The following is an 18,591-nucleotide window of genomic DNA, read 5'->3' on the forward strand; positions in this document are numbered from 1 at the left end:
CATGGGCGCTGAACAACGCGGAATGGAAATGAAGCGGCTGATCTGGCCGTGCATCACGCTTGTCGTCGGCGTGGTCGTAGCTGCTCTGGTCGCCGCTATGCCGCAGGCGACGCTAGATGTGCTGATGTGGCGGCTCGGGCTTCCCTATGTTCTCCCGGCGGCAACGCCGCCGGTTGGCGTGACCGGGCGCACCATGCTGGCGATCCTTGTGCTGATCGCGTTCGTTGCCCTGGCGGCAGTTGCGCTACGGCGGCACGGCTACCTGATCGGGGTGCAGCGCAAGCCGGCGCTTGCCAGCCCCGACGCGGCGCTTCGGGTGCCGACGATCCGGCGGGCGGATGCCCATCCGGATGCCGCACCGCGACTGCCGATTCGTGCGGAGGAGGATCTGGGCCCGCCGCTACCGATGGCGACGGTTACGCCCGCGGCGGCTCGCGCTCTGGCGCGCGCCCGCACGGGGGAGCAGACGCTTCCCCGCAACCTCGACCAGCCGCTTGCCGCATTTGACCCGGTTGCCATTCCCGACGTGCCGCGGGATCCCGTGCGCGCCGTCGCACCGCTGGCGCCCCCGCCGCCGATCACGCCCGAGCCGCCCGTGGAGAAGGTCGCACCGCCGCTTGTTCCGCCAGCGATGCAAACCGGGCTTGATGCCGGCGCCGGCCATAACGACGTTGCTGCCATGGAAACACCGCGCCGGGATATGCCAGGCCTGATGGCGGATGCGCCCGAGGAGGAGGCGGAACCGACTGTCGCAACTTCGACTGCTTCGGCGGGGGATGGCGATTCTCTGGCGAGCCTCCTCGACCGGCTAGAGCGCGGGGCTCGCCAGCGCAAGGCGCCGGAACCGCCACCACCGCCCGCACCGCCGGCGCCACCGGAAAGCCTCAGCGATACCTTGTTGATGCTGCGGCGCATGGCGCGGCGCTGATCCGCGAGTGTCGCCGGTCAGGCGCGCTCAACGGTCAACGCCTCGATGCGTGCCTGGCAAAGACCGCCACGTTCGTTTTCCTGTACCACGCTCAAGTCGGCGAGCAATTCGCCCGGTAGCCGCACCTCCAGGCTGCCGATTGTTTCCAGCCAGGCGCTGGCGGCCGCGCCTGCCGGCGTTGCTGTTACGATCAGCGCATGACGATGGCCGCTGAACGTCGCGCTGTGCCAGGGCGTTGATCCTTGCTCTTCCACGGCCAGGTCAAGGCCGTCGCGCGCCGCTGATGCCGCGAGAGCGCGCGCGAGCAACAATGTCGCGCCGGGACCGCGCATCATTCGCTCTCCCGCAACATGGCTTCCACGCGCGCGCAGACCCGCGCCCCCGGCGTCCGTCCGGCACGCAGATCGCGCACAAGGCGCGGATCGTTCACTGCGCGCCGCCCGAACGTCGAGGGCGGTATCCCGGTTTGTCGAAGGTAGCGATCGATCCTGATCAACAGCGACATGGCAAGCTCCCGAGTCTCTTTGTTCGCTGTTTGTTCTCGCAGCTTTTCCAACTTGTCTAGGAAAAATCCTAGACTATGCTTACGCCATGGCGGACACGGTGGGCGACACGCTTGAGCGACTGGCGGCGGCGCAAGGCGTCAGCCTGTCGGAGCTGTCGAGGCTGATCGGGCGGAACCTGGCCTATCTTCAGCAATTCGTCCGGCGCGGTACGCCCCGCCGCTTGGCCGAACGCGATCGCCGGATGCTCGCCAGTTTCCTTGGCGTTGATGAAGCATTGCTCGGCGGGGAGCCGCGCGAGGCGACCTATGCCGTGCCCTATCTATCGGTGGCAGCATCGGCTGGCCGCGGCGTTGCCGTCGGCGATGAGCGTTCGATTCGCCAGGAGGAGTTTACCGCGCAGATGCTGCGCCACGCCGGTGTGGCGGCCGGTCACGTTTCCTTGATCGACGTTGTCGGCGATTCGATGCAGCCGACCATCCTCGCGGGCGACCGGCTGTTGGTGGACCGCGCGGATACCAGGCTGGTGAGTACCGGGATCTTCGTCGTGCGTCGCGAGGACGAATTGCTGGTGAAGCGCGTCAGGCGGGAAGGCGCCGCACTGGTCCTGCTCAGCGATAATGCCGATTACACGCCGATTCGCTGCGAGGCGGGGGAAGCGGCTGTGATCGGGCGGGTGAAGCTGCTGCTGCGCCAACCCTGAGCGCTGCGCTCAGTCCCGGCCCTTCAGCCACAGGAAGACGGCGGTGCCTGACCCGACGGCAAGGCCGGCCAGCAAGCCGATCGAGGGCTGCCCAAGCAGCAGCCCGACGATGGTGCCAACCATCAACGACATGGCGAGCAGGAAACCGCCCGCGGATTTGGAGCGCTGATCGGGATCGGACATGCGGCGGGCCTTTGGCACGGCTCACGCCAAAGCGCTACTGTTGCCGCGTTAACCCTTGCCGTTCACCGGGTGATGGTTGTTCCGTTCTAGTGAGGCCGCGACAACGACATCGCAGGCCGTTCTTGCCCCATTTCTACCTCGCTGACCGCCATATGGTGGCCGATGCGTCTTCATTGATGCGCTCGTTTGGCGCCTATGCCGCGGACGAAGCCGCCCTCCGCGCAGAGCGCAGCCGATCGGTCGGCAATGTCGTCCACTTCTGCCGCTGGCGGCAGGTGGAGCGGCTGGTGCGGCTGCTTGAGACGGATAAGCCCGTCGGCACGGTGCATTGAGGGCAAGCGGCATTGCCGCTGGCCGTGCAAGGGCTTAGGGCGGCTGGAATGTACGGGCGGGGCGGGCCGATCGGCGCGGCAGGTCTGATCGCGTTCCTCGCCGCGCAGCCCGTTGCGGCGCAACAAACCGTCATGCCCGATGCGGAACCGGCGCTGGATCCCACCGCGCCGCTTGCCGACATGCCCGACATCGGCGTTGCCTGGCCAGAACTAACACCCGAGCCATCGGGCACCGAACAGGCGCGCGCCGCAACGCTCGGGGAGACGCGCTATGGCTGGCGTATCGAGGGGCTGGACACGGCCGGCACACCCCTGCTGCGTGAGCGGTTTGCGGCGCTTTCGGTGCTGGACCAGAATGATGCCGAGCCGGCCAACGCGGCGCAGATCGATCGACGCGCGCGCGAGGATGCCGCGCTGCTGGTCACGCTCCTGCGGGCCGAGGGCTATTATGATGCCGAGGTCGAGCCGCGCCTCGAAACGGTCGAGGGGCGGCCGATGGTGGTTCTCAGCGCCAGTACCGGCGCGATCTACCGCCTGAAGGACGTGACCATCGCCGGCGTCGAAGCGGCAGGGGACAAGGCCGCGGCGCTGCGCGATGCCTTTGGCGTGAAGGCACAGGATCCGGTGAACGCCGACAAGATCGCAGCCGGCGAGACGCAGCTGCGCGTGGAGGTCGGCGAACAGGGTTTCCCCTTTGCCACTATCGGCGACCCGGTTGTGACGATCGACCGCGAGGCGCGGACTGCGACGCTCGATGTGAATGTCGATCCGGGCACACCGCGCGTCTTCGGTCGGATTCGCACCAACCCGAACAATCGGGTATTCGGGGCGGATCATGTGCAGGAGATCGCCCGGTTTTCGCCCGGGCGGCCCTATTATGAGCCGGCGCTTGCCGATCTGCGCCGCGCGCTGGTGCAGACCGGGCTGGTGTCCGTCGCCGAGGTGAAGCCGGTACCCGGCGCCACGCCGGAAACCGTGGACATCGACGTCCGGCTGGAGCCCGCGCCACCGCGCACCATTGCCGGCGAACTCGGTTATGGCACGGGCGAGGGCGCACGCGTGGAGGCGAGCTGGACCCACCGCAACCTGTTCCCGCCGGAAGGAGCGCTCACGATCCGCACGGTGCTCGGCACTCAGGAACAGCTGGGCGCGGTGACATTCCGCCGCAACAACTTCCATGCACGAGACCGCGTGTTGACCGCGCAGATCGCCGCCGCGCACACCAACCGCGATGCCTACGAAGCAAACACCTTCTCGCTTTCCGGTAGTTTGGAACGGCAGACCAACATCTTCTTCCAGAAGACGTGGACCTGGTCTCTTGGCGCGGAACTCGTCGCCACAGACGAGCGGGACGTTATCGTTTCCACTGGCGAGCCGCGGCGGCGGACGTTCTTCATCGCCGCGGTTCCCACCAGCCTGACTTATGATGGCTCCGACGACCTGCTGAACCCATCACGAGGCTTCCGCCTGGGCGGGCGGTTCAGCCCGGAGTTTTCGCTTCAGGGCGCAGCCTTCGGCTATGCCCGCACGCAACTGGATGCCAGCGCTTATACGCCGATCGCCGATGGCGTGGTGCTTGCCGGTCGCCTCCGGATCGGGACGATCCTGGGGGCGCCCCGCGATGCCATCGCGCCATCGCGCCGCTTCTACGCTGGAGGCGGTGCCTCGGTTCGCGGCTATGGTTACCAGTCAATCGGACCCCGCGATCCGAACAATGATCCGATCGGCGGGCGGAGCCTGGCGGAGTTCGCCGTCGAGGGCCGCATCAAGGCGTTCGGCAATTTCGGGGTCGTGCCGTTCTTTGACGCCGGCAACATCTACACCGCTGGATTTCCGAACTTTTCCGGGCTGCGCTACGGCGCGGGCGTTGGCGTGCGCTATTACAGCAACTTCGGCCCGATCCGGGTCGACGTGGGCACACCGCTGAACCCCCAGCGAGGCGATTCGCGTCTGGCCGTCTATGTCTCGCTGGGGCAGGCGTTCTGATGCGGTGGTGGCGGTGGGCCGCCGCAGCGGTGGCGGCGCTGGTCGCAGTCCTGGCCGCCACTTTGTGGATCATCGACACCGATGTCGGCCATCGCTGGGTTGCGCAGCGGATCAATTCCGCTCGCCCCGAAAATGGCCTGCGCTTCACGGTGGGGCGCATCGACGGTTCGCTGTACGGGGCCGCGGTGCTGCGTGATGTGCGGGTGCACGATCCCGAGGGGCTGGTGTTCGCTGCGCCGCGGGCAGAGCTGGACTGGCGCCCCTTTGCCTGGCTTTCTAACCGGCTCGACATCCGGTCGCTGCGCGTTCCGGTGGCCATGCTGGCCAGATTGCCGCGCACCCGCCCGACCGGGCGCGCTGCACCCATTCTGCCGGATTTTGACATCATCATTGGTCGGCTGGCCGTGGAGCGGCTGGTTGTCGCGCCGGCGGTAACCGGCGTGCTGCGCAACGGTCGGCTGACGGGGCGGGCCAACATTCGCGACGGTCGTGCCTTGGTCGCGATCGATGCGGTGGTGGAGGGTAGCGACGAACTGCGGCTGGCGATTGACGCCGCGCCAGATCGCAATCGCTTCGACATCGACATGCGCGCCCGCGGCGCCGCGAACGGTGTGCTTGCCCGGCTGACCGGCATCCGTCGATCCCTGGTTGCCGACGTGAACGGCGAGGGTCGTTGGGCGGCCTGGCACGGGCGCGCCGTTGCCGAGGCAGGCGGCGTGCGCGTTATCGATCTTGAACTGAACAACCGCGCCGGCGCCTATACCCTGTCCGGCAGCCTCGCCCCCGCAAGCCTGACCAAGGGGAAGGTGCAGCGATTAACCAGCCCACGCGTGCTGGCGAACGGTGCAGCGACGTTTGCCAATCGACGCCTGGACGGAACGCTCTCCCTCCGCTCCTCCGCGCTGGCGGTGGAGGCGAGCGGCACGGCGGATCTAGCGTCCAATGCTTGGCGCAACCTTCGCCTGCGGGCGCGGCTGCTGCGGCCCGCCGCACTGTTCCCCAACATGACCGGACGCGACGTGGAGCTTCGCGCCGTGCTGGATGGACCGTTTGCGACGGCGGCGTTCGACTATCGCATCACCGCCCCGCGCTTCGCTTTTGACGACACGGGGTTCGAAGGGGCGCGGGTGGCAGGCAAGGGCCGGCTGTCCAAATCGCCAGTCCTGCTACCCGCCCGCTTTACCGCCCAACGTGTGACCGGGGTGGGCGACGTGGCCGGTGGCATCCTGCGCAACCTGTCGGTGGATGGCGTGCTTCGCGTTACCTCCACGATGGTGACCGGCGATGACCTTCGCCTTCGCTCGGACAAGCTGTCGGGGCGGATCAGCCTGGTGCTGGACTTACGCAATGGCGAATATCAGGTCGGGTTGAACGGAGCATTGGGGCGCTACCTGATCCCCGGCCTCGGCGTGGTCGATGTCAGTTCACAGCTAAGAGTCGTGCCTGGGCCGGGCGGGCGTGGCACCAGGGTAATCGGCACCGGGACCGCGCAGATGGTGCGCCTGGACAATGGATTTTTCCGCAGTCTTGCGGGCGGGTTGCCGCGGATCGCGACGGCACTGGAGCGCACGCCCGACGGGATCCTTCACTTCCGCAATCTTGTGCTGACCGGCCCGTCGATACGGCTGACGGGCGATGGCTATCGCCGCCGGGACGGCACCTTTGTGTTTGCCGGAGCGGGACGCCAGTCAACCTACGGTCCGGTAACCCTGCGCCTCGATGGAAAGATCGACCGGCCAAAGCTGGACCTCGTCTTCCAGCGGCCGAATGAAGCGCTCGGGCTGCGCGACGTGCGCCTCCGGCTGGACCCGAACCCGCGCGGTTTTGTTTTCACGGCTGTCGGCGGTTCACGGCTCGGTCCGTTCGAAGGGGAGGGCGACATCCTTCTCCCGCACGGCGCGGATGCCCAGATCGCGGTGCGCAGCCTTGCTGTCAGCGGCACGCGGGCGACGGGCGCGATCGACATCACGGATGATGGGTTCGACGGCCGACTGGCGGTGGCTGGGGGCGGCATCGACGGCGAGGTTTTGTTGCGGCCAGCGGGTACGGCGCAGCGGATCCAAGCGCACCTGGCCCTGCGCGCCGCCCGCCTGGCGGGTGAGGCGACTGTGCGACAGGGACGGCTTGAACTGGTGGCGATGCTTGATGCCGCCGGCACCGACCTTGAGGCGACGTTCAATGGCACGGGTCTTCGCCGAGGCGCGCTGAGCATTGCCCGAGTGGCAGCCAACGCAAAGCTGCATGACGGCGCCGGGCAGATCCGTGCCGCGGCAGCAGGATCAAGGGGGCGCGCTTTCGACATTCAGAGCGTGATCGATGTTGCTCCCGATCGCTACAGCATCATCGCGCAAGGAACGGTTGACCGCCGGCCGTTGCGGCTGGAGAGCCCGGCTCTGCTGACGCGGGACGGCGACGGCTGGCGGCTCGCCCCCACGCGACTGACCTTCGCGGGCGGCGAGGGGAGCGTATCCGGCCGGTTCGCTCCCGATGGAAATGCGATCGAGGCGACGCTGGCGAAGATGCCGTTGGCGGTCCTCGACATCGGCTATCCCGGCCTTGGTCTTGGCGGAAGCGCATCCGGCAAGCTCAGTTATGCAAGCAACAGGGGCGGCGCGCCGACGGGACGCATCGACATGACGGTGCGCGGCCTCACGCGATCCGGCCTTCTCGCGTCCTCCGACCCCATCGACATGGGTGTGGCCGGCGTGCTGACGGCAGATCGCGCGGGGTTGCGCGCTGTCGCCGCGGCTGGTGGCAAGACGATCGGCCGGGCTCAAGCGTTGCTCCGCTTTGGGGAAGGGGATTGGGTCACTCGGTTGAGCCGTGCGCAGCTGTTTGCGCAACTGCGCTACAGCGGGCCGGCGGATACCCTCTGGCGGCTGAGCCGGGTCGAGTTGTTCGAGCTCTCGGGACCCGTAGCGCTTGCCGCGGACGTTCGGGGCACCCTGCTCGATCCGGTGATTCGCGGATCGGTGAAGGCAATCGGGGCGCGGATCGAAAGTGCAACCACCGGCACGGTTCTCAGGAATGTCGAAGCGGACGGGCGCTTCGCTGGTTCGCGCCTCGCTGTTGACCGGTTCACCGCGTCGGCAGGGCGCGAAGGTAAGGTATCGGGCGCCGGTTGGTTCGACTTTGCGGCACGCGGCGGGATCGGACTCGATCTCAACCTGAATGCCGAGCGGGCAGTGATGATCAACCGCGATGACATTGCGGCGACGGTAACGGGGCCGCTGCGCTTCCAATCGAACGGGCAGGGCGGAACGATATCTGGGACGGTGCGGCTCAACCGCAGTCGCTACCGGCTGGGCCAGGCAACGGCGGCGAGCGCAGTCCCGCAAATCACGGTGCGCGAGATCAACCAACCCGACGGCACGGACGACATGGCAGCGCGTCGTGCGCCCTGGCAGCTGGACATAAAGGCCCGGGCCGCGGAGCAGCTTCTCGTCACCGGCCTTGGCCTGACCAGCGAGTGGTCGGCAGACGTCACCATTGGCGGCACGCCGGACAATCCCGCCATCAATGGTCGTGCTGACCTGATCAGGGGCGATTATGAGTTCGCCGGTCGCGAGTTCGAGCTGGAACGCGGAGTCATTCGATTCGCGGGTGAGGTGCCGGCCAATCCGGCGCTCGACATCGAGGCCAATGCCGACAGCACCGGGCTGAAGGCGTCGATCCGCGTCAGCGGGGTGGCGTTGAAGCCGGAAATCACCTTTGCCAGCACGCCGGCACTTCCGCAGGACGAACTGCTGTCCCGATTGTTGTTCGGGACCTCCATCACCAATCTGTCCGCTCCCGAAGCGCTGCAGCTTGCTGCGGCTGTCGCGGCATTGCAGGATGGTTCCGGCGGGTTGAACCCGATCAATGCGGTGCGCCGCGCCGCGGGGCTCGACCGTCTGCGTATCCTCCCGGCCGATCCGCAGACCGGCCAGGGCACGTCGGTAGCGGCCGGCAAATATGTGTCGCGCCGTCTCTATGCCGAGATCGTGACGGACGGGCAGGGTTATTCAGCAACCAGGGTGGAATTCCAGGTCACGAGGTGGTTGTCCCTGCTGTCGAGCATCTCGACCTTGGGACGCCAAAGCGCCAACTTACGAATTTCGCGAGATTATTGATCAGCGATGGCCACCGAGGGCAGGTTTCAACGCCGCTACGGAACACCGGCGTTGCACGCACATTGCTTCGCTTGCCGGGACATGCCAATCAAGCCGCCGCCGTCACCAACTCCTCGAGGCTCCATGCTCCTGCGCCCGGCGTTCTTACTTGCGATTACCATGCTGTTCTCTGCTTGCGCCGAGAAGGGGGCCGGCCCGGTCCTGTCGTCGGGTGAGCGGTATGTCTCCTCGGCATCGGCAGTCAGCGACTACCGCCTTGGCGTCGGCGACCGGGTGAAGGTCACCGTCTACAACGAACCCAATCTCACCGGAGAGTTTTGGGTGAATCCGGACGGGACAATTTCATTGCCGCTGATCGGCAACGTACCGGCCAACAATCGTCCCGTGGGGGAGATTGCGTCGGATGCGCGGGCGCGATTCGCGGATGGTTATCTGCGTGATCCGAAGGTGGCCATGGAAGTGGTGGTCTTCCGACCGTTCTACATCCTGGGTGAGGTTTCGACACCCGGGCAGTACCCCTATGTTAATGGCCTGACCGCGATGAACGCGGTGGCGCTGGCCAAGGGGTTCACGCCGCGCGCCAATCGCGACGTGATCCGCATCCGGCGGCAGGGGGAAACCGAAGAGGTCAACTACCGGCTCACGCCCGAGCTGATCATTTATCCCGGTGATACCATCCGGATCGGCGAGCGGTTCTTCTAAGGCCTGGCCTGGGGGTGTCGACGCGGGGCAACCAGATTCTTGCGCGGGGACGCCCCGCGCTGGCGTTCGCGGCAGTGGTGGCCGGCGGCGTCCCAGGCGTCGCGTGCGCGCAGGACGGGCTGATCGTGCAGCCATCGATCCCGCAAGGTTTCGATCGTGACCGCAACGTCAGCGTCCAGGCGCGGCCGCGGCCTTCCTATACGCCCACGGGTATTCACGTCGGCGGGCTGATGTTCTTTCCCCAGCTGGAAACCAGTGCGGGCGTGACCAGCAACGCTTACCTGACGCAGCAAAATGAAGTGGAGGCGCCTTACGCCTCATTGGAACCATCACTGCGTGTTTCATCGATTTGGTCGCGGCATTCGCTCCAACTCAATGCCTCCGCGCTGCTGCGCAACTATATTGGTGAGAGCCGGCGTAACGAGCGACAGTGGAACCTCGGGGCACGCAGCGAGGTGGAGCTGGGCCGGGCCCTGACTGTCACCGGCGAAGCAAGTGCGTCGCAGAGCTTCGAGAACCAGTTCTCCGGGGAAGTCGCCTCGAACGTGGCCGCACTGTCGCGATTCCGGCGTGATTTCGTGTCCTTGCGTGGCGAATATACCAGCGGCCGCGTGCGCACCTTCCTGTTGGCTGACTATGCCGACTTCCGTTTTGCGCCTGTCAGGCTCAACGATGGCGCGTTCCGGAGCCAGGAAAACCGCAACCGGAACGTCACCCGGATCACCGGTCAGTTCGAATATGCCCGCACCCCCAGCGTCTCGCTGTTCGGGCAACTGGGTTATACAGGGACGACGTTCGACGGCCGCATTGCTGACGCCGGTGCGCTCAATTCGGACGCGGCCCGGGCGATCGGCGGCCTCAACGTTGATCTTGCCGGCCGTGCGCGCGGCACGATCAGCCTGGGTTACAGCATCCGCGATTATCGTCGATCCGGTTTCGACACCGTCGGCGGGTTGATCGCGGAAGCGCGGGTGGAGCTGTTCCCGACGGAGCGGTTCACCATCACCGCGGGCGCCCGGCGCACAGTCGAGGATGCGACGTTCGGCAATTTGACGCCCCGGCCGTTCTGGGACAATCGGGTCTCGCTGGGCGGTGACTATGAGCTTCTCAACAACCTGATCTTGTCCGCGGAAGGCCAGTACGCCCTGCAGACATATTTCAGCGAAGACCGCAAGAATTCGACTTATCGACTCGCCACGCGCGCCCGCTATCTGATTTCCCGTCGCATGACCCTGGAGGGCTCATTGAGCTACTCGGATCGGGATTCGCGCGGAGTTCAGGCCGGCAATGATGCCGGAGAGGGACGGCTCGAGGCGGGTCTCACCTATCACATGTAACAACCCTTCGAGCCGCACCGGCTCAAGACCGAGGCCAGACGAGCATGGAAGTCAGACACGAAGCCGACGAATATGAGGCGCGGCTGGCAGACGTCATCAGTGTAGTTCGTGATACGATCCGCCGTCGCTGGAAGATCATGGCGGCTGTCACGGCCGCGGTGTTTCTTGCCGGTGTGGTGGCCGTGTCGTTCATGACGCCAAAATATACCTCCACTGCGAAGGTACGGCTCGATCCCTCGCGCAATCCTTTGGCGAACAACTCCCAGGCAACCCGTGCGGAGCTGACGCCCGAGGCGATCGAGACGGAAGTGACGGCAATCCGCTCGCTCGATCTCGCGCGCTCGATCGTGCGTGCTCATGGCCTGGCGAACGATCCGGAGTTCGCCGAGGAAATCAGCGGCAATTCCGCGAACATCGGCACCACCGAGGCTCGTGAGAATGCCCTGGCCGCTGCGGTGCTGTCGCACCTGAAGGTTGACCGTGAGAAGCTAACTTATGTCTTGAATGTTCGCTTCACGTCCACGGACTCGCTAAAGGCAGCGAAGCTCGCGAACGCCTTCGCGGACGGCTATATTGAGAGCCGCACCACCAACAAGGTCGGCACTGCTGAGCGGCAGAGCCAGTGGTTCCAGCAGCGTCTGGAAGAGCTGGGCAAGCAGGCCAGCGAGGCGGAGGCCCGCGCGGCCGACTACCGCGCCCGGGCCGGCATCGTCGAAAGCAGCGTCGCGAACAGCACAGTTGGCACCATCAACGACCAGCAGGTGGCGCCGCTCGCCAGCAGTCTAGCGACCGCGGAATCGGACGCGGCTGCCGCTCGGTCCAACCTGGCGGCGGCGCGTGCGCAGGTCGCTCGCGGCGGTCTCGACGCGGTGTCCGAAGTGCTCGGATCGGCGGTCATCGCTGACCTGCGCCGTCAGCGCGCCGAGGTGCTGCGCAGCCGTGGCGAAGTCGAGGCACGCTATGGCGAGCGTCACCCGGAGAGCATCCGCGTGCGCGATCAGCTCGCGTCGCTCGATGCTCAAATCCAGGCAGAGGCGCGGCGTGTGGTGGGTGCCCTGCAGGCGACCGCATCAGCTGCGGAAGCGCGCGCTGACAGCCTGCGCCGATCCTTGGGCCAGCTGGAAAGCGAGCGTGAGCGCAGCGCGCGTGATTCCGTAACCGCGGCAAGCCTTGAGCGTGAAGCGGCCGCCAAGCGCGCGTTGTACGACAAGATGTCGCAGATGTCGCTCGAGAGCGCCCAGGCAGCGCGCCTGTCCATCGCTCAGGCCGAGGTGATCGACCGAGCGGAGCCGCAGCCGCAGCCAACCTCGCCCAACAAGCCGCTGCTCTACGCGTTGTCGTTGCTGGTGGCGTTGGCCGCAGGCGCGGGGACCATCGCTGTCATGGAGATGACCAGCGGCGGGTTCCGCTCGGTGGAAGAGGTGCAGGATCAACTCGGCATCCCCGTACTCGCGGTGGTGCCAAAGGTCGGCAAGGGCCAGAACCCGGCCGACCTGATGCTGGAGCGGCCCACGTCCATGTTCGCCGAATCCTATCGGATTGCGCGGGCAGCGGTGCTCGGGGTGAAGGGAACGCGTTCGCCGAAGGTAATCGCCATCACGTCCTCGCTGCCGGCGGAGGGCAAGACGACCTCTGCCGTGGCCTTTGCGCGTACCCTGGCCACGGCGGGCGCGAAGACGCTGCTGATCGAGTGCGACGTTCGTCGCGCCGCGGTGCGCCAGATCGTGCGCACCCCGGTTCCGGCTGTCGGCCTCGTGGAGGTGTTGCACGGTGAGGCGAGCGTCGACGAAGCAATTCACCCTGGCGACGTTGCAAATCTCGACCAGGTTCTCGTCCTGAGTCCCTTCTTCTCAGCGGAGAATCTGTTCGGTGAAGGCCGCATGGAGCAGCTGCTCGGCACGCTTCGCGAGCGCTACGATCACATCGTGCTCGATCTGCCGCCGCTGATGGGCCTGGCCGACGGCCGTTTCCTGGCGGTGCTGGCGGATGCCACTACGCTGGTCATCAAGTGGAACAGCACGCCGGTAGCGGCCGCGATCTCCTCGCTGAACTGGTTGCGCAGCGACGGCAGCAATCCGGTTGGCGCCCTCTACACGCAGGTAGATCCCTCAGCGCAGGCTGTGGGCGGCCTGTATTATTACTCCAAGCAATATTCCGATTACTATCAGGCGAACTGAGCACCGCCGCTCGCATGCCTGCGCCGGAGCCAGCGTTCCGGCCAGGCGGCGAGTGCTGGTGCTGAGAAGCGCATCTGCTTCACGTCGATCAACGAAACATCGCCCGCCGTGGACAGCGTGTGGCAGCCGTCGGTGAACGGCGCAGCGGCCGCGGGGGCGGTGAGCATGCCCACGAACGTCGTGGCCGTACGCGCCGCAGTCAGCCGATCGAACCGGAGCAAACGCAGGCCAGTGCCGTAGCTGCCGCTGCACCGCTGAACGGGCAAATGCACCATACCGTCGATAATCATCGGCGTTCCACCGGGACGAAGGCCTTCCGCATCGACCAGGACCGGATTGGCGGGATGGGGATGCCACGGCCCGGAAAGCCTTTCCGCATAAGCTGCGCACAGGCTAGTTAATCGTCCGGCTGGCGGATTGGCGGGCGCGTAGAATAGCCACCAGAACCCCTCATACCGGATCAGCGATGCGTCGAGCGGCACATGATCCAGCACGATTTGCTGCACACGCTCCCAGCCGAATGGAAAGTTCGTCGCGCGATAGAGCCACAAGGTTCCCGACTCATGCGCTTCCGGCAGCATCCAGGTGTCGCCCTCCGCCTCGAAGACAAAGGGGTAGGAGAGGTGCCAGGGTTCCCGCAGCACCACCTGCTGATCGACAAAGGTGAGGGTTCGATCCAGCACCGCCACTTCGATATGGCCGATGCCCGATCGATAGCTGAAGCTCTCCATGAAGACATGGAGGCAATCGTTCCGCCACAATCCGAACGGGTCGGCCAGGTAATGCAGGCTTGAGCGGTTCGGTATCCAGGTGATCGGGACATGATCCAGCGTGCCGGCCCGGGCGATGCTGCTGGCATCGGCGCCGACCACCCCGCAGCGCCAGAAGTCCTTAACCAACTGCATCAAGAATATCCTGCGCTTGCTTGGAGTTCGCGCCGCTGGCGCCAACCTCGCTCGGCCGGGCGCCCGGTCGATCACACCGCAATTGCCACCGCCGCGCTTGCGATAGCATCATCGCTCGCGTACCCAACGGGAGCTTAGTCGGCCTGGGATATGTGTCGAGGGCGTTGATCACAATCTGGGTGCCTCGGGCGCCGGTCGGGGGCAGAAGTACGGTCGGTGTCGAGCAGGCAACCATCTCAATTCACGGTGCTCGCGATCGCTTCAGGTGGCGGGCATTGGGAAGAACTGATGCTGCTTCGGCCCGCATTAACCGAGGGGCGGGTCGTTTTTGCTACGACCAACCGGGAGCTTGCCGTTCGAGATGGGCTCGACCGGGTGCACCTGTTGCCTGATGCCAACCGCGATGAGCCGATGCGTGCCATGTCCTCGATGATCGCGTCGGCGCGGCTGGTATGGCGCCTGCGACCTAACGTCGTCGTCACGACGGGTGCCCTGCCAGGCCTGTTCTGCTTGGTGTTCGCCCGGCTGATCGGGGCACGAACGGTGTGGATCGACAGCATCGCAGCGTCCGATCGCCCGTCGCTCAGCGGGGCGTTCGCTCGTCCCTTCGCCACGCGGTGGTACACGCAATGGCAGCATCTTCAGTCCCCCGCGCGTGATTACGAGGGCGCGCTCCTGTGATCCTGGTCACGGTCGGGACGCAACTGCCGTTCGATCGCTTCGTCCGGATCATGGACGCGCTGGCGCCATCGTTGGACGAGGAAGTCTTCGCGCAGATCGGGCGCGGCCATTATCGGCCGGTGAACATGCGATCGCAGCAGGTGATCGGTCCGATCGAATTCGAACGGCTGGTTCAACAATGCTCGCGCATCGTTTCCCACGCCGGGATCGGGACGATCGTGACCGCGCAAAAGCACCGAAAGCCCTTGATCCTGTTTCCGCGCCTGGGCGTGTTGGACGAACATCGCAACGATCATCAACTTGCGACCGTACGCGCGCTGCGTGGACGACCGGGTATTCACTGCGCCTGTGACGAAGGAGAGCTGGCCGCTCTCGTCGCTGGGCCGCTCCCGGTGCCGGAGCCGGTGAGCGAGCTTCCCGAGCGCGACCGCTTGCGCCGCGCCGTTGCGACGTTCATCGGCGAACAGCACCGCTTGTTCGACGCAAAGGGCTCACGTCTTGTCTGACGCCGTTCGACCGCCAGATCACGCCGCGCCGATGCTGGCACGCCGGCGGCGAAAGCCGCTGAACGCGCGCACCGCAGAGGGCCATGGCTGGACGGAATGGCTGGCCTCCGCCGGGTTCGCGGCGCTGCTTGCTCTGACGATCCTTGGTCCCTCGATGACCAGCGAAAACTACGGGTTGCAGAGCCAGATCCGTATGGCCGGGTATCTGCTGATCTCGCTGATGTCGCTCGTGGCGCTGGAGCCATGGCGCCGACCGGAACGACTGCTGGTGGTTCCGTGGCCGCTGCTGGTCGGGCTGGGCTGGTGCTGGTTGAGCCTTGCCTGGGCCGTCGAGCCGGCAGTCGGGCTGCGGCGGCTGGTGCTCACGTCGTTGGTGCTGTGGTCCACCTTTGCACTGGTGCGAAGGCTTGATCTAGAGCGATCGGTGCTGCTGGTTCGCGGCATATTGGTCATCACGCTGGTTGCCAATTTCGTGGTTGCGCTCACCAACCCCGCCGTCGGCATCCATCCGGTGAATCCTAGCGGCTTTGAAAGCGATCTCAGCGGCGACTGGCGCGGGATCATGATCCAGAAGAATTACGCCGGCCTCACCTGCGCGATGACGATCCTGCTGTTCGCCTTTCATGCGGAGCGGGTTCATCTGGCGTTGAGAGTAGCCGTGATCATCGCCAGCGCGGTGTTTCTCTATCTGTCGGACTCCCAGACGTCGCAGATCATGGTTGTAGTGAGCCTGATCATCGGCGCGCTGTTCACCTGGCTCGCCCAGACAAAGGGGCGGGAGCGTCTTGCACCCGCTGGGCTCGCCTGGGTGCTTCTCGCGATCCCGGCCATTCTGTTCGTGAGCATGGCGATCAACAATGCGCCCTACCTGGAAATGCTGGCTGATCCGGCGGGTTTCACGGGCAGGACCCAGATCTGGACCGCTTTGATCCGCTTCTACGCCGATTATCCGCTGTTCGGTGCCGGTTACGGTTCCTTTTGGGATCTCGGGCCGACGGGGCCGATTTTCCAATATGGCAAGGGTTGGGTGACGGAGATCAGCCAGGGCCATAACGGCTATCTCGATCTGCTCGTCCAAATCGGTTTGCCCGGCACGTTGCTGGTGCTCTTCGCCACGTTGGTTTGGCCAACCCAGCGTCTGCTTCGCGGGGGCGATCACCCTGTACGGCCGCTTGCCGCCGCCGCGTTCATCTTCTGCTTGGGGCACAACCTCACCGAATCCATGCTCTTCGACCGCGACTCGCTGAGCCAGGTATTCCTGCTGATCGCGCTCGCCTGGCTGTGGATGGCGACGGCAAGCGATGTGGCCGGCATGCGTGCGCCGCGGGTGACGATGCCGCTGGCCGGGCGACGCTGAGCGGACCGCCGAGCGGGAGCGCCTGGGATGCGGCATATGCTGGTGCTGGGCGGCTCGCATGCCCATTGGGGCGGGCTGGAATCCTATTGCGCGCGGGCGACGGAGGCGGTGAATGCCGCCGACGCTGGCTGGACTGCTGAGTGGCAGACGACGGACACCGCCTATTTGACCGCAGGTCAGCTTCCCCGCGCGGCCGGTCGGCTTCGGGTGCTACCGCGGACGAAGGTCGATCTCGTGTGGCTGCAATGGAGTGCGATCGCTGATCTCGCCTTTCTTTGGCAGGCGCGCGCACTCGGCCTGCCGGTGATGGTCACGCCGCATCTTGGCGCCAATGCCAGGTTGCAGCGGGTGCCCATGCTGCGGCGTACCTGCGTTTCCCTGCTGCGGGCGGCAGATCGTCTGGCGCTGTTGTTTGCTGGGCAGGAGGAAGAGATTGCCCTTCCTCCGGGGGTGCCGCGATCGCTGGTGCGCTCGTTCCTGCCGCCCGCCTGCCTCGCATCATCGCTGCCCGCCCGCAGCGGCACGGTGCTTCGGCTGGTTCACGCCGGTCGTCTGTCGGAAGGGAAGGGGACGTTCCGCACGGTCGCGTTGTGCGCGGCGCTGCGCGACCGGGGGAAGCCAGTATCGGCGAAGATCATCGGCCGCTCCGACCCGCGCACCATGGTCGATCTGCGCGCAGCCATCACGGCGGCGCAGCTCGAAGACACCGTCGAACTGGTCGAATGGGTCGACGAAGCCGACCTCATCCGCCTTTTGAGCGAAGCCGACGTTCTTGCTCACCTCTCCACGCTCGACAGCTTCCCGCTAATCGTCCTCGAGGCGCTGGCGATGGGCGTTGTGCCAGTGGTCGGCGACATGGCTGGAGCGCGATCGATGGTGGCGCTGTACGGGGGGCATGTCGCTGAGGGGAGTACGGCCGAAAACGCCGCTTCCTGGCTGGCGGCGAGGTCGTTCGATTCACTTCGGCAGGACGGCGTTGCGTCGGCGGGCTCCGTGCGAGCGGACTATGGCTGGCAGGTATGCGCTGAACAGGTGATTTCGGCGGCCGAGGAGACCCTGGCGAGCCGCAATCGGCGAAGCTGCTGATGGCAACGGTACGCCGGATCTTGATGATCGCACCGCATTTCGAGGAATATGCGCTCCGTCTCTCCGCGGCATTGGCGGAGCACGCCGAAGTATTACTGGTCCTCGATACATCGGTCCTAAATGCGGAGTTCGCCGGCAGAACCATGCCGTTGCACCCGCGGCTGAGCATCAGTCACAGTCGTTTCGGATCGCCGGCGGAGTTGGCGCGCCTGCTCGTGCATATCCGTCGCTTTCGCCCCGATGTGCTGCACTGGCAGGAGCCGTCCGGTTTCATCAAGGCCTTGTTCGCAGCCGTTACCGTGAGCGCCGCGGCACGTTCGGCGAGAACCGCAGTAACCATCCATGATCCGGTGCCCCATGCTGGCAGAGACTCGCGGGTCGCGGCCCGCCTGGCCCGCCTGCGCCGCTTCACTCGTGCACGGGTTGACCGGCTGTTTCTACACGGGCCCGCCTGCGTGAACCAGTATCAGCAGGACTATCTTGGCACCGACATGCCGGACCCGCGGGTCAGACTGACTGATCACGGGGTTCTGCTTCCGCCGCCGGAGCCTCGAGATCCGCCTCCGGCTTTCCGCGCGCTCATGTTCGGGCGGATGGAAGCCTATAAGGGACTCGATACATTGGCCGACGCGCTTGAGCATTTGGCGCGCTCGGGATGCTCGCTCCATGTCGACATTGCCGGGCGCGGACCTGAGATGGATCGTTTGGAGGATCGCTTGCGCGACCTCCCCGGGGTGACGGCCACGAACGCCTTCGTGCCTGCGGCTTCCCTGATCGGCATGATCGAGGGCGCGAGCTGCGTTCTGCTGCCGTACCAGGAGGCTAGCCAGAGCGGTGTGCTGGCCGCTGCATTCGCGGGCGGCCGATGTGTGATCGCGTCAGGTGTCGGCGGCTTGGTGGATCTGGTGGATGACCGTGAGAACGGGTTGCTGGTGCCACCCGACAGTCCCGCTGCGCTTGCGGCGGCATTGACCGAGGTGGCCGGGGATCCGGCTCTGCGTGAGCGGCTGAGCAACGGAGCCGCCCGCACTGCTGCCACGCGCCTGAACTGGGATCGGATCGCGGCGCAACTGATGGCTGATTATTGATCCCC

At 65.9% G+C, this 18,591-nt stretch carries 17 protein-coding genes; 13 read left to right on the forward strand and 4 right to left on the reverse strand.

The annotated features are described in order from the left end of the window. The first annotated feature begins 1 nt into the window (after position 1). Positions 2 to 928, forward strand: coding sequence for a hypothetical protein (locus LK535_RS08455; RefSeq protein WP_227771450.1), 927 nt, complete (start codon positions 2 to 4; stop codon positions 926 to 928). 17 nt (positions 929 to 945) lie between these two features. Here LK535_RS08455 and LK535_RS08460 read toward each other — a convergent pair whose 3' ends face one another. Further along, positions 946 to 1,263 (reverse strand): hypothetical protein, encoded by a 318-nt coding sequence (locus tag LK535_RS08460; RefSeq protein ID WP_227771451.1) that lies wholly within the window; start codon positions 1,261 to 1,263, stop codon positions 946 to 948. Beyond that, entirely contained in the window at positions 1,260 to 1,433 is a 174-nt protein-coding gene (locus LK535_RS08465; protein WP_227771452.1) for a hypothetical protein, read from the reverse strand. Before LK535_RS08465 ends, LK535_RS08460 begins: the two co-directional genes overlap by 4 nt. A gap of 86 nt (positions 1,434 to 1,519) precedes the next feature. Here LK535_RS08465 and LK535_RS08470 point away from each other — a divergent pair, with 86 nt between their 5' ends. Further along, positions 1,520 to 2,134: a helix-turn-helix transcriptional regulator gene (locus tag LK535_RS08470; protein WP_227771453.1), complete on the forward strand. Its 615-nt coding sequence runs from the start codon at positions 1,520 to 1,522 to the stop codon at positions 2,132 to 2,134. Positions 2,135 to 2,143: 9 nt separating this feature from the next. Here LK535_RS08470 and LK535_RS08475 read toward each other — a convergent pair whose 3' ends face one another. Further along, the gene (locus LK535_RS08475; RefSeq protein WP_227771454.1) at positions 2,144 to 2,317 is read right to left on the reverse strand and encodes a hypothetical protein; all 174 of its coding nucleotides are present in this window, start codon (positions 2,315 to 2,317) and stop codon (positions 2,144 to 2,146) included. Between the two features lie 122 nt (positions 2,318 to 2,439). Between LK535_RS08475 and LK535_RS08480 the strand changes: the two genes are divergently transcribed. The 6 genes from LK535_RS08480 to LK535_RS08505 all read left to right on the forward strand — a co-directional run bounded on the left by LK535_RS08480 (position 2,440) and on the right by LK535_RS08505 (position 12,963). Next, positions 2,440 to 2,649 carry a hypothetical protein gene (locus LK535_RS08480; RefSeq protein WP_227771455.1) on the forward strand — a complete coding sequence of 70 codons (210 nt, stop codon included), beginning with the start codon at positions 2,440 to 2,442 and terminating at the stop codon, positions 2,647 to 2,649. 48 nt (positions 2,650 to 2,697) lie between these two features. Further along, positions 2,698 to 4,635 carry an autotransporter assembly complex protein TamA gene (locus tag LK535_RS08485; RefSeq protein WP_415837112.1) on the forward strand — a complete coding sequence of 646 codons (1,938 nt, stop codon included), beginning with the start codon at positions 2,698 to 2,700 and terminating at the stop codon, positions 4,633 to 4,635. Further along, the gene (locus tag LK535_RS08490; protein ID WP_227771456.1) at positions 4,635 to 8,747 is read left to right on the forward strand and encodes a translocation/assembly module TamB domain-containing protein; all 4,113 of its coding nucleotides are present in this window, start codon (positions 4,635 to 4,637) and stop codon (positions 8,745 to 8,747) included. The genes LK535_RS08485 and LK535_RS08490 overlap by 1 nt, the downstream gene beginning before the upstream one ends. 123 nt (positions 8,748 to 8,870) lie before the next feature. Further along, positions 8,871 to 9,449: a polysaccharide biosynthesis/export family protein gene (locus tag LK535_RS08495; protein ID WP_227771457.1), complete on the forward strand. Its 579-nt coding sequence runs from the start codon at positions 8,871 to 8,873 to the stop codon at positions 9,447 to 9,449. Positions 9,450 to 9,463: 14 nt separating this feature from the next. Next, on the forward strand, positions 9,464 to 10,786 hold the full coding sequence (locus LK535_RS08500; protein WP_227771458.1) for an outer membrane beta-barrel protein: 1,323 nt from the start codon (positions 9,464 to 9,466) through the stop codon (positions 10,784 to 10,786). Positions 10,787 to 10,830: 44 nt separating this feature from the next. Next, positions 10,831 to 12,963 carry a GumC family protein gene (locus LK535_RS08505; protein ID WP_227771459.1) on the forward strand — a complete coding sequence of 711 codons (2,133 nt, stop codon included), beginning with the start codon at positions 10,831 to 10,833 and terminating at the stop codon, positions 12,961 to 12,963. Here the strand turns inward: LK535_RS08505 and LK535_RS08510 are convergent. Further along, on the reverse strand, positions 12,951 to 13,868 hold the full coding sequence (locus LK535_RS08510; RefSeq protein ID WP_227771460.1) for a formyl transferase: 918 nt from the start codon (positions 13,866 to 13,868) through the stop codon (positions 12,951 to 12,953). The genes LK535_RS08505 and LK535_RS08510 overlap by 13 nt on opposite strands. Before the next feature lie 288 nt (positions 13,869 to 14,156). On the opposite strand from LK535_RS08510, the gene LK535_RS08515 reads away from it, so the two are divergent. From LK535_RS08515 to LK535_RS08535, 5 genes are read left to right on the forward strand one after another with little or no spacing between them, the layout of a single operon-like run. Then, positions 14,157 to 14,549, forward strand: coding sequence for a glucuronosyltransferase (locus LK535_RS08515; protein WP_227771461.1), 393 nt, complete (start codon positions 14,157 to 14,159; stop codon positions 14,547 to 14,549). Then, on the forward strand, positions 14,546 to 15,055 hold the full coding sequence (locus tag LK535_RS08520) for a glycosyltransferase (protein ID WP_227771462.1): 510 nt from the start codon (positions 14,546 to 14,548) through the stop codon (positions 15,053 to 15,055). Before LK535_RS08515 ends, LK535_RS08520 begins: the two co-directional genes overlap by 4 nt. Beyond that, positions 15,048 to 16,412 carry an O-antigen ligase family protein gene (locus LK535_RS08525; RefSeq protein ID WP_227771463.1) on the forward strand — a complete coding sequence of 455 codons (1,365 nt, stop codon included), beginning with the start codon at positions 15,048 to 15,050 and terminating at the stop codon, positions 16,410 to 16,412. The genes LK535_RS08520 and LK535_RS08525 overlap by 8 nt, the downstream gene beginning before the upstream one ends. Before the next feature lie 27 nt (positions 16,413 to 16,439). Further along, entirely contained in the window at positions 16,440 to 17,498 is a 1,059-nt protein-coding gene (locus tag LK535_RS08530; RefSeq protein WP_227771464.1) for a glycosyltransferase family 4 protein, read from the forward strand. Continuing rightward, a complete protein-coding gene (locus LK535_RS08535) occupies positions 17,498 to 18,586 on the forward strand; it encodes a glycosyltransferase family 4 protein (RefSeq protein ID WP_227771465.1) in 1,089 nt (362 codons plus the stop codon). The genes LK535_RS08530 and LK535_RS08535 overlap by 1 nt, the downstream gene beginning before the upstream one ends. The last annotated feature ends 5 nt before the right edge of the window (positions 18,587 to 18,591 follow it).

The sequence above is a fragment of the Sphingomonas sp. IC4-52 genome, from assembly GCF_020707225.1.
GTDB lineage: Bacteria > Pseudomonadota > Alphaproteobacteria > Sphingomonadales > Sphingomonadaceae > Sphingomonas.

What these genes read in the sequence shown, in the direction of transcription:
- LK535_RS08460 (WP_227771451.1), bottom strand. Translation starts at nt 1,263, where the DNA reads ATGATGCGCGGTCCCGGCGCGACATTGTTGCTCGCGCGCGCTCTCGCG.
- LK535_RS08510 (WP_227771460.1), bottom strand. Translation starts at nt 13,868, where the DNA reads ATGCAGTTGGTTAAGGACTTCTGGCGCTGCGGGGTGGTCGGCGCCGAT.
- LK535_RS08490 (WP_227771456.1), top strand. Translation starts at nt 4,635, where the DNA reads ATGCGGTGGTGGCGGTGGGCCGCCGCAGCGGTGGCGGCGCTGGTCGCA.
- LK535_RS08515 (WP_227771461.1), top strand. Translation starts at nt 14,157, where the DNA reads ATGCTGCTTCGGCCCGCATTAACCGAGGGGCGGGTCGTTTTTGCTACG.
- LK535_RS08535 (WP_227771465.1), top strand. Translation starts at nt 17,498, where the DNA reads ATGGCAACGGTACGCCGGATCTTGATGATCGCACCGCATTTCGAGGAA.
- LK535_RS08505 (WP_227771459.1), top strand. Translation starts at nt 10,831, where the DNA reads ATGGAAGTCAGACACGAAGCCGACGAATATGAGGCGCGGCTGGCAGAC.
- LK535_RS08530 (WP_227771464.1), top strand. Translation starts at nt 16,440, where the DNA reads ATGCGGCATATGCTGGTGCTGGGCGGCTCGCATGCCCATTGGGGCGGG.
- LK535_RS08465 (WP_227771452.1), bottom strand. Translation starts at nt 1,433, where the DNA reads ATGTCGCTGTTGATCAGGATCGATCGCTACCTTCGACAAACCGGGATA.
- LK535_RS08455 (WP_227771450.1), top strand. Translation starts at nt 2, where the DNA reads ATGGGCGCTGAACAACGCGGAATGGAAATGAAGCGGCTGATCTGGCCG.
- LK535_RS08495 (WP_227771457.1), top strand. Translation starts at nt 8,871, where the DNA reads ATGCTCCTGCGCCCGGCGTTCTTACTTGCGATTACCATGCTGTTCTCT.
- LK535_RS08485 (WP_415837112.1), top strand. Translation starts at nt 2,698, where the DNA reads ATGTACGGGCGGGGCGGGCCGATCGGCGCGGCAGGTCTGATCGCGTTC.
- LK535_RS08475 (WP_227771454.1), bottom strand. Translation starts at nt 2,317, where the DNA reads ATGTCCGATCCCGATCAGCGCTCCAAATCCGCGGGCGGTTTCCTGCTC.
- LK535_RS08470 (WP_227771453.1), top strand. Translation starts at nt 1,520, where the DNA reads ATGGCGGACACGGTGGGCGACACGCTTGAGCGACTGGCGGCGGCGCAA.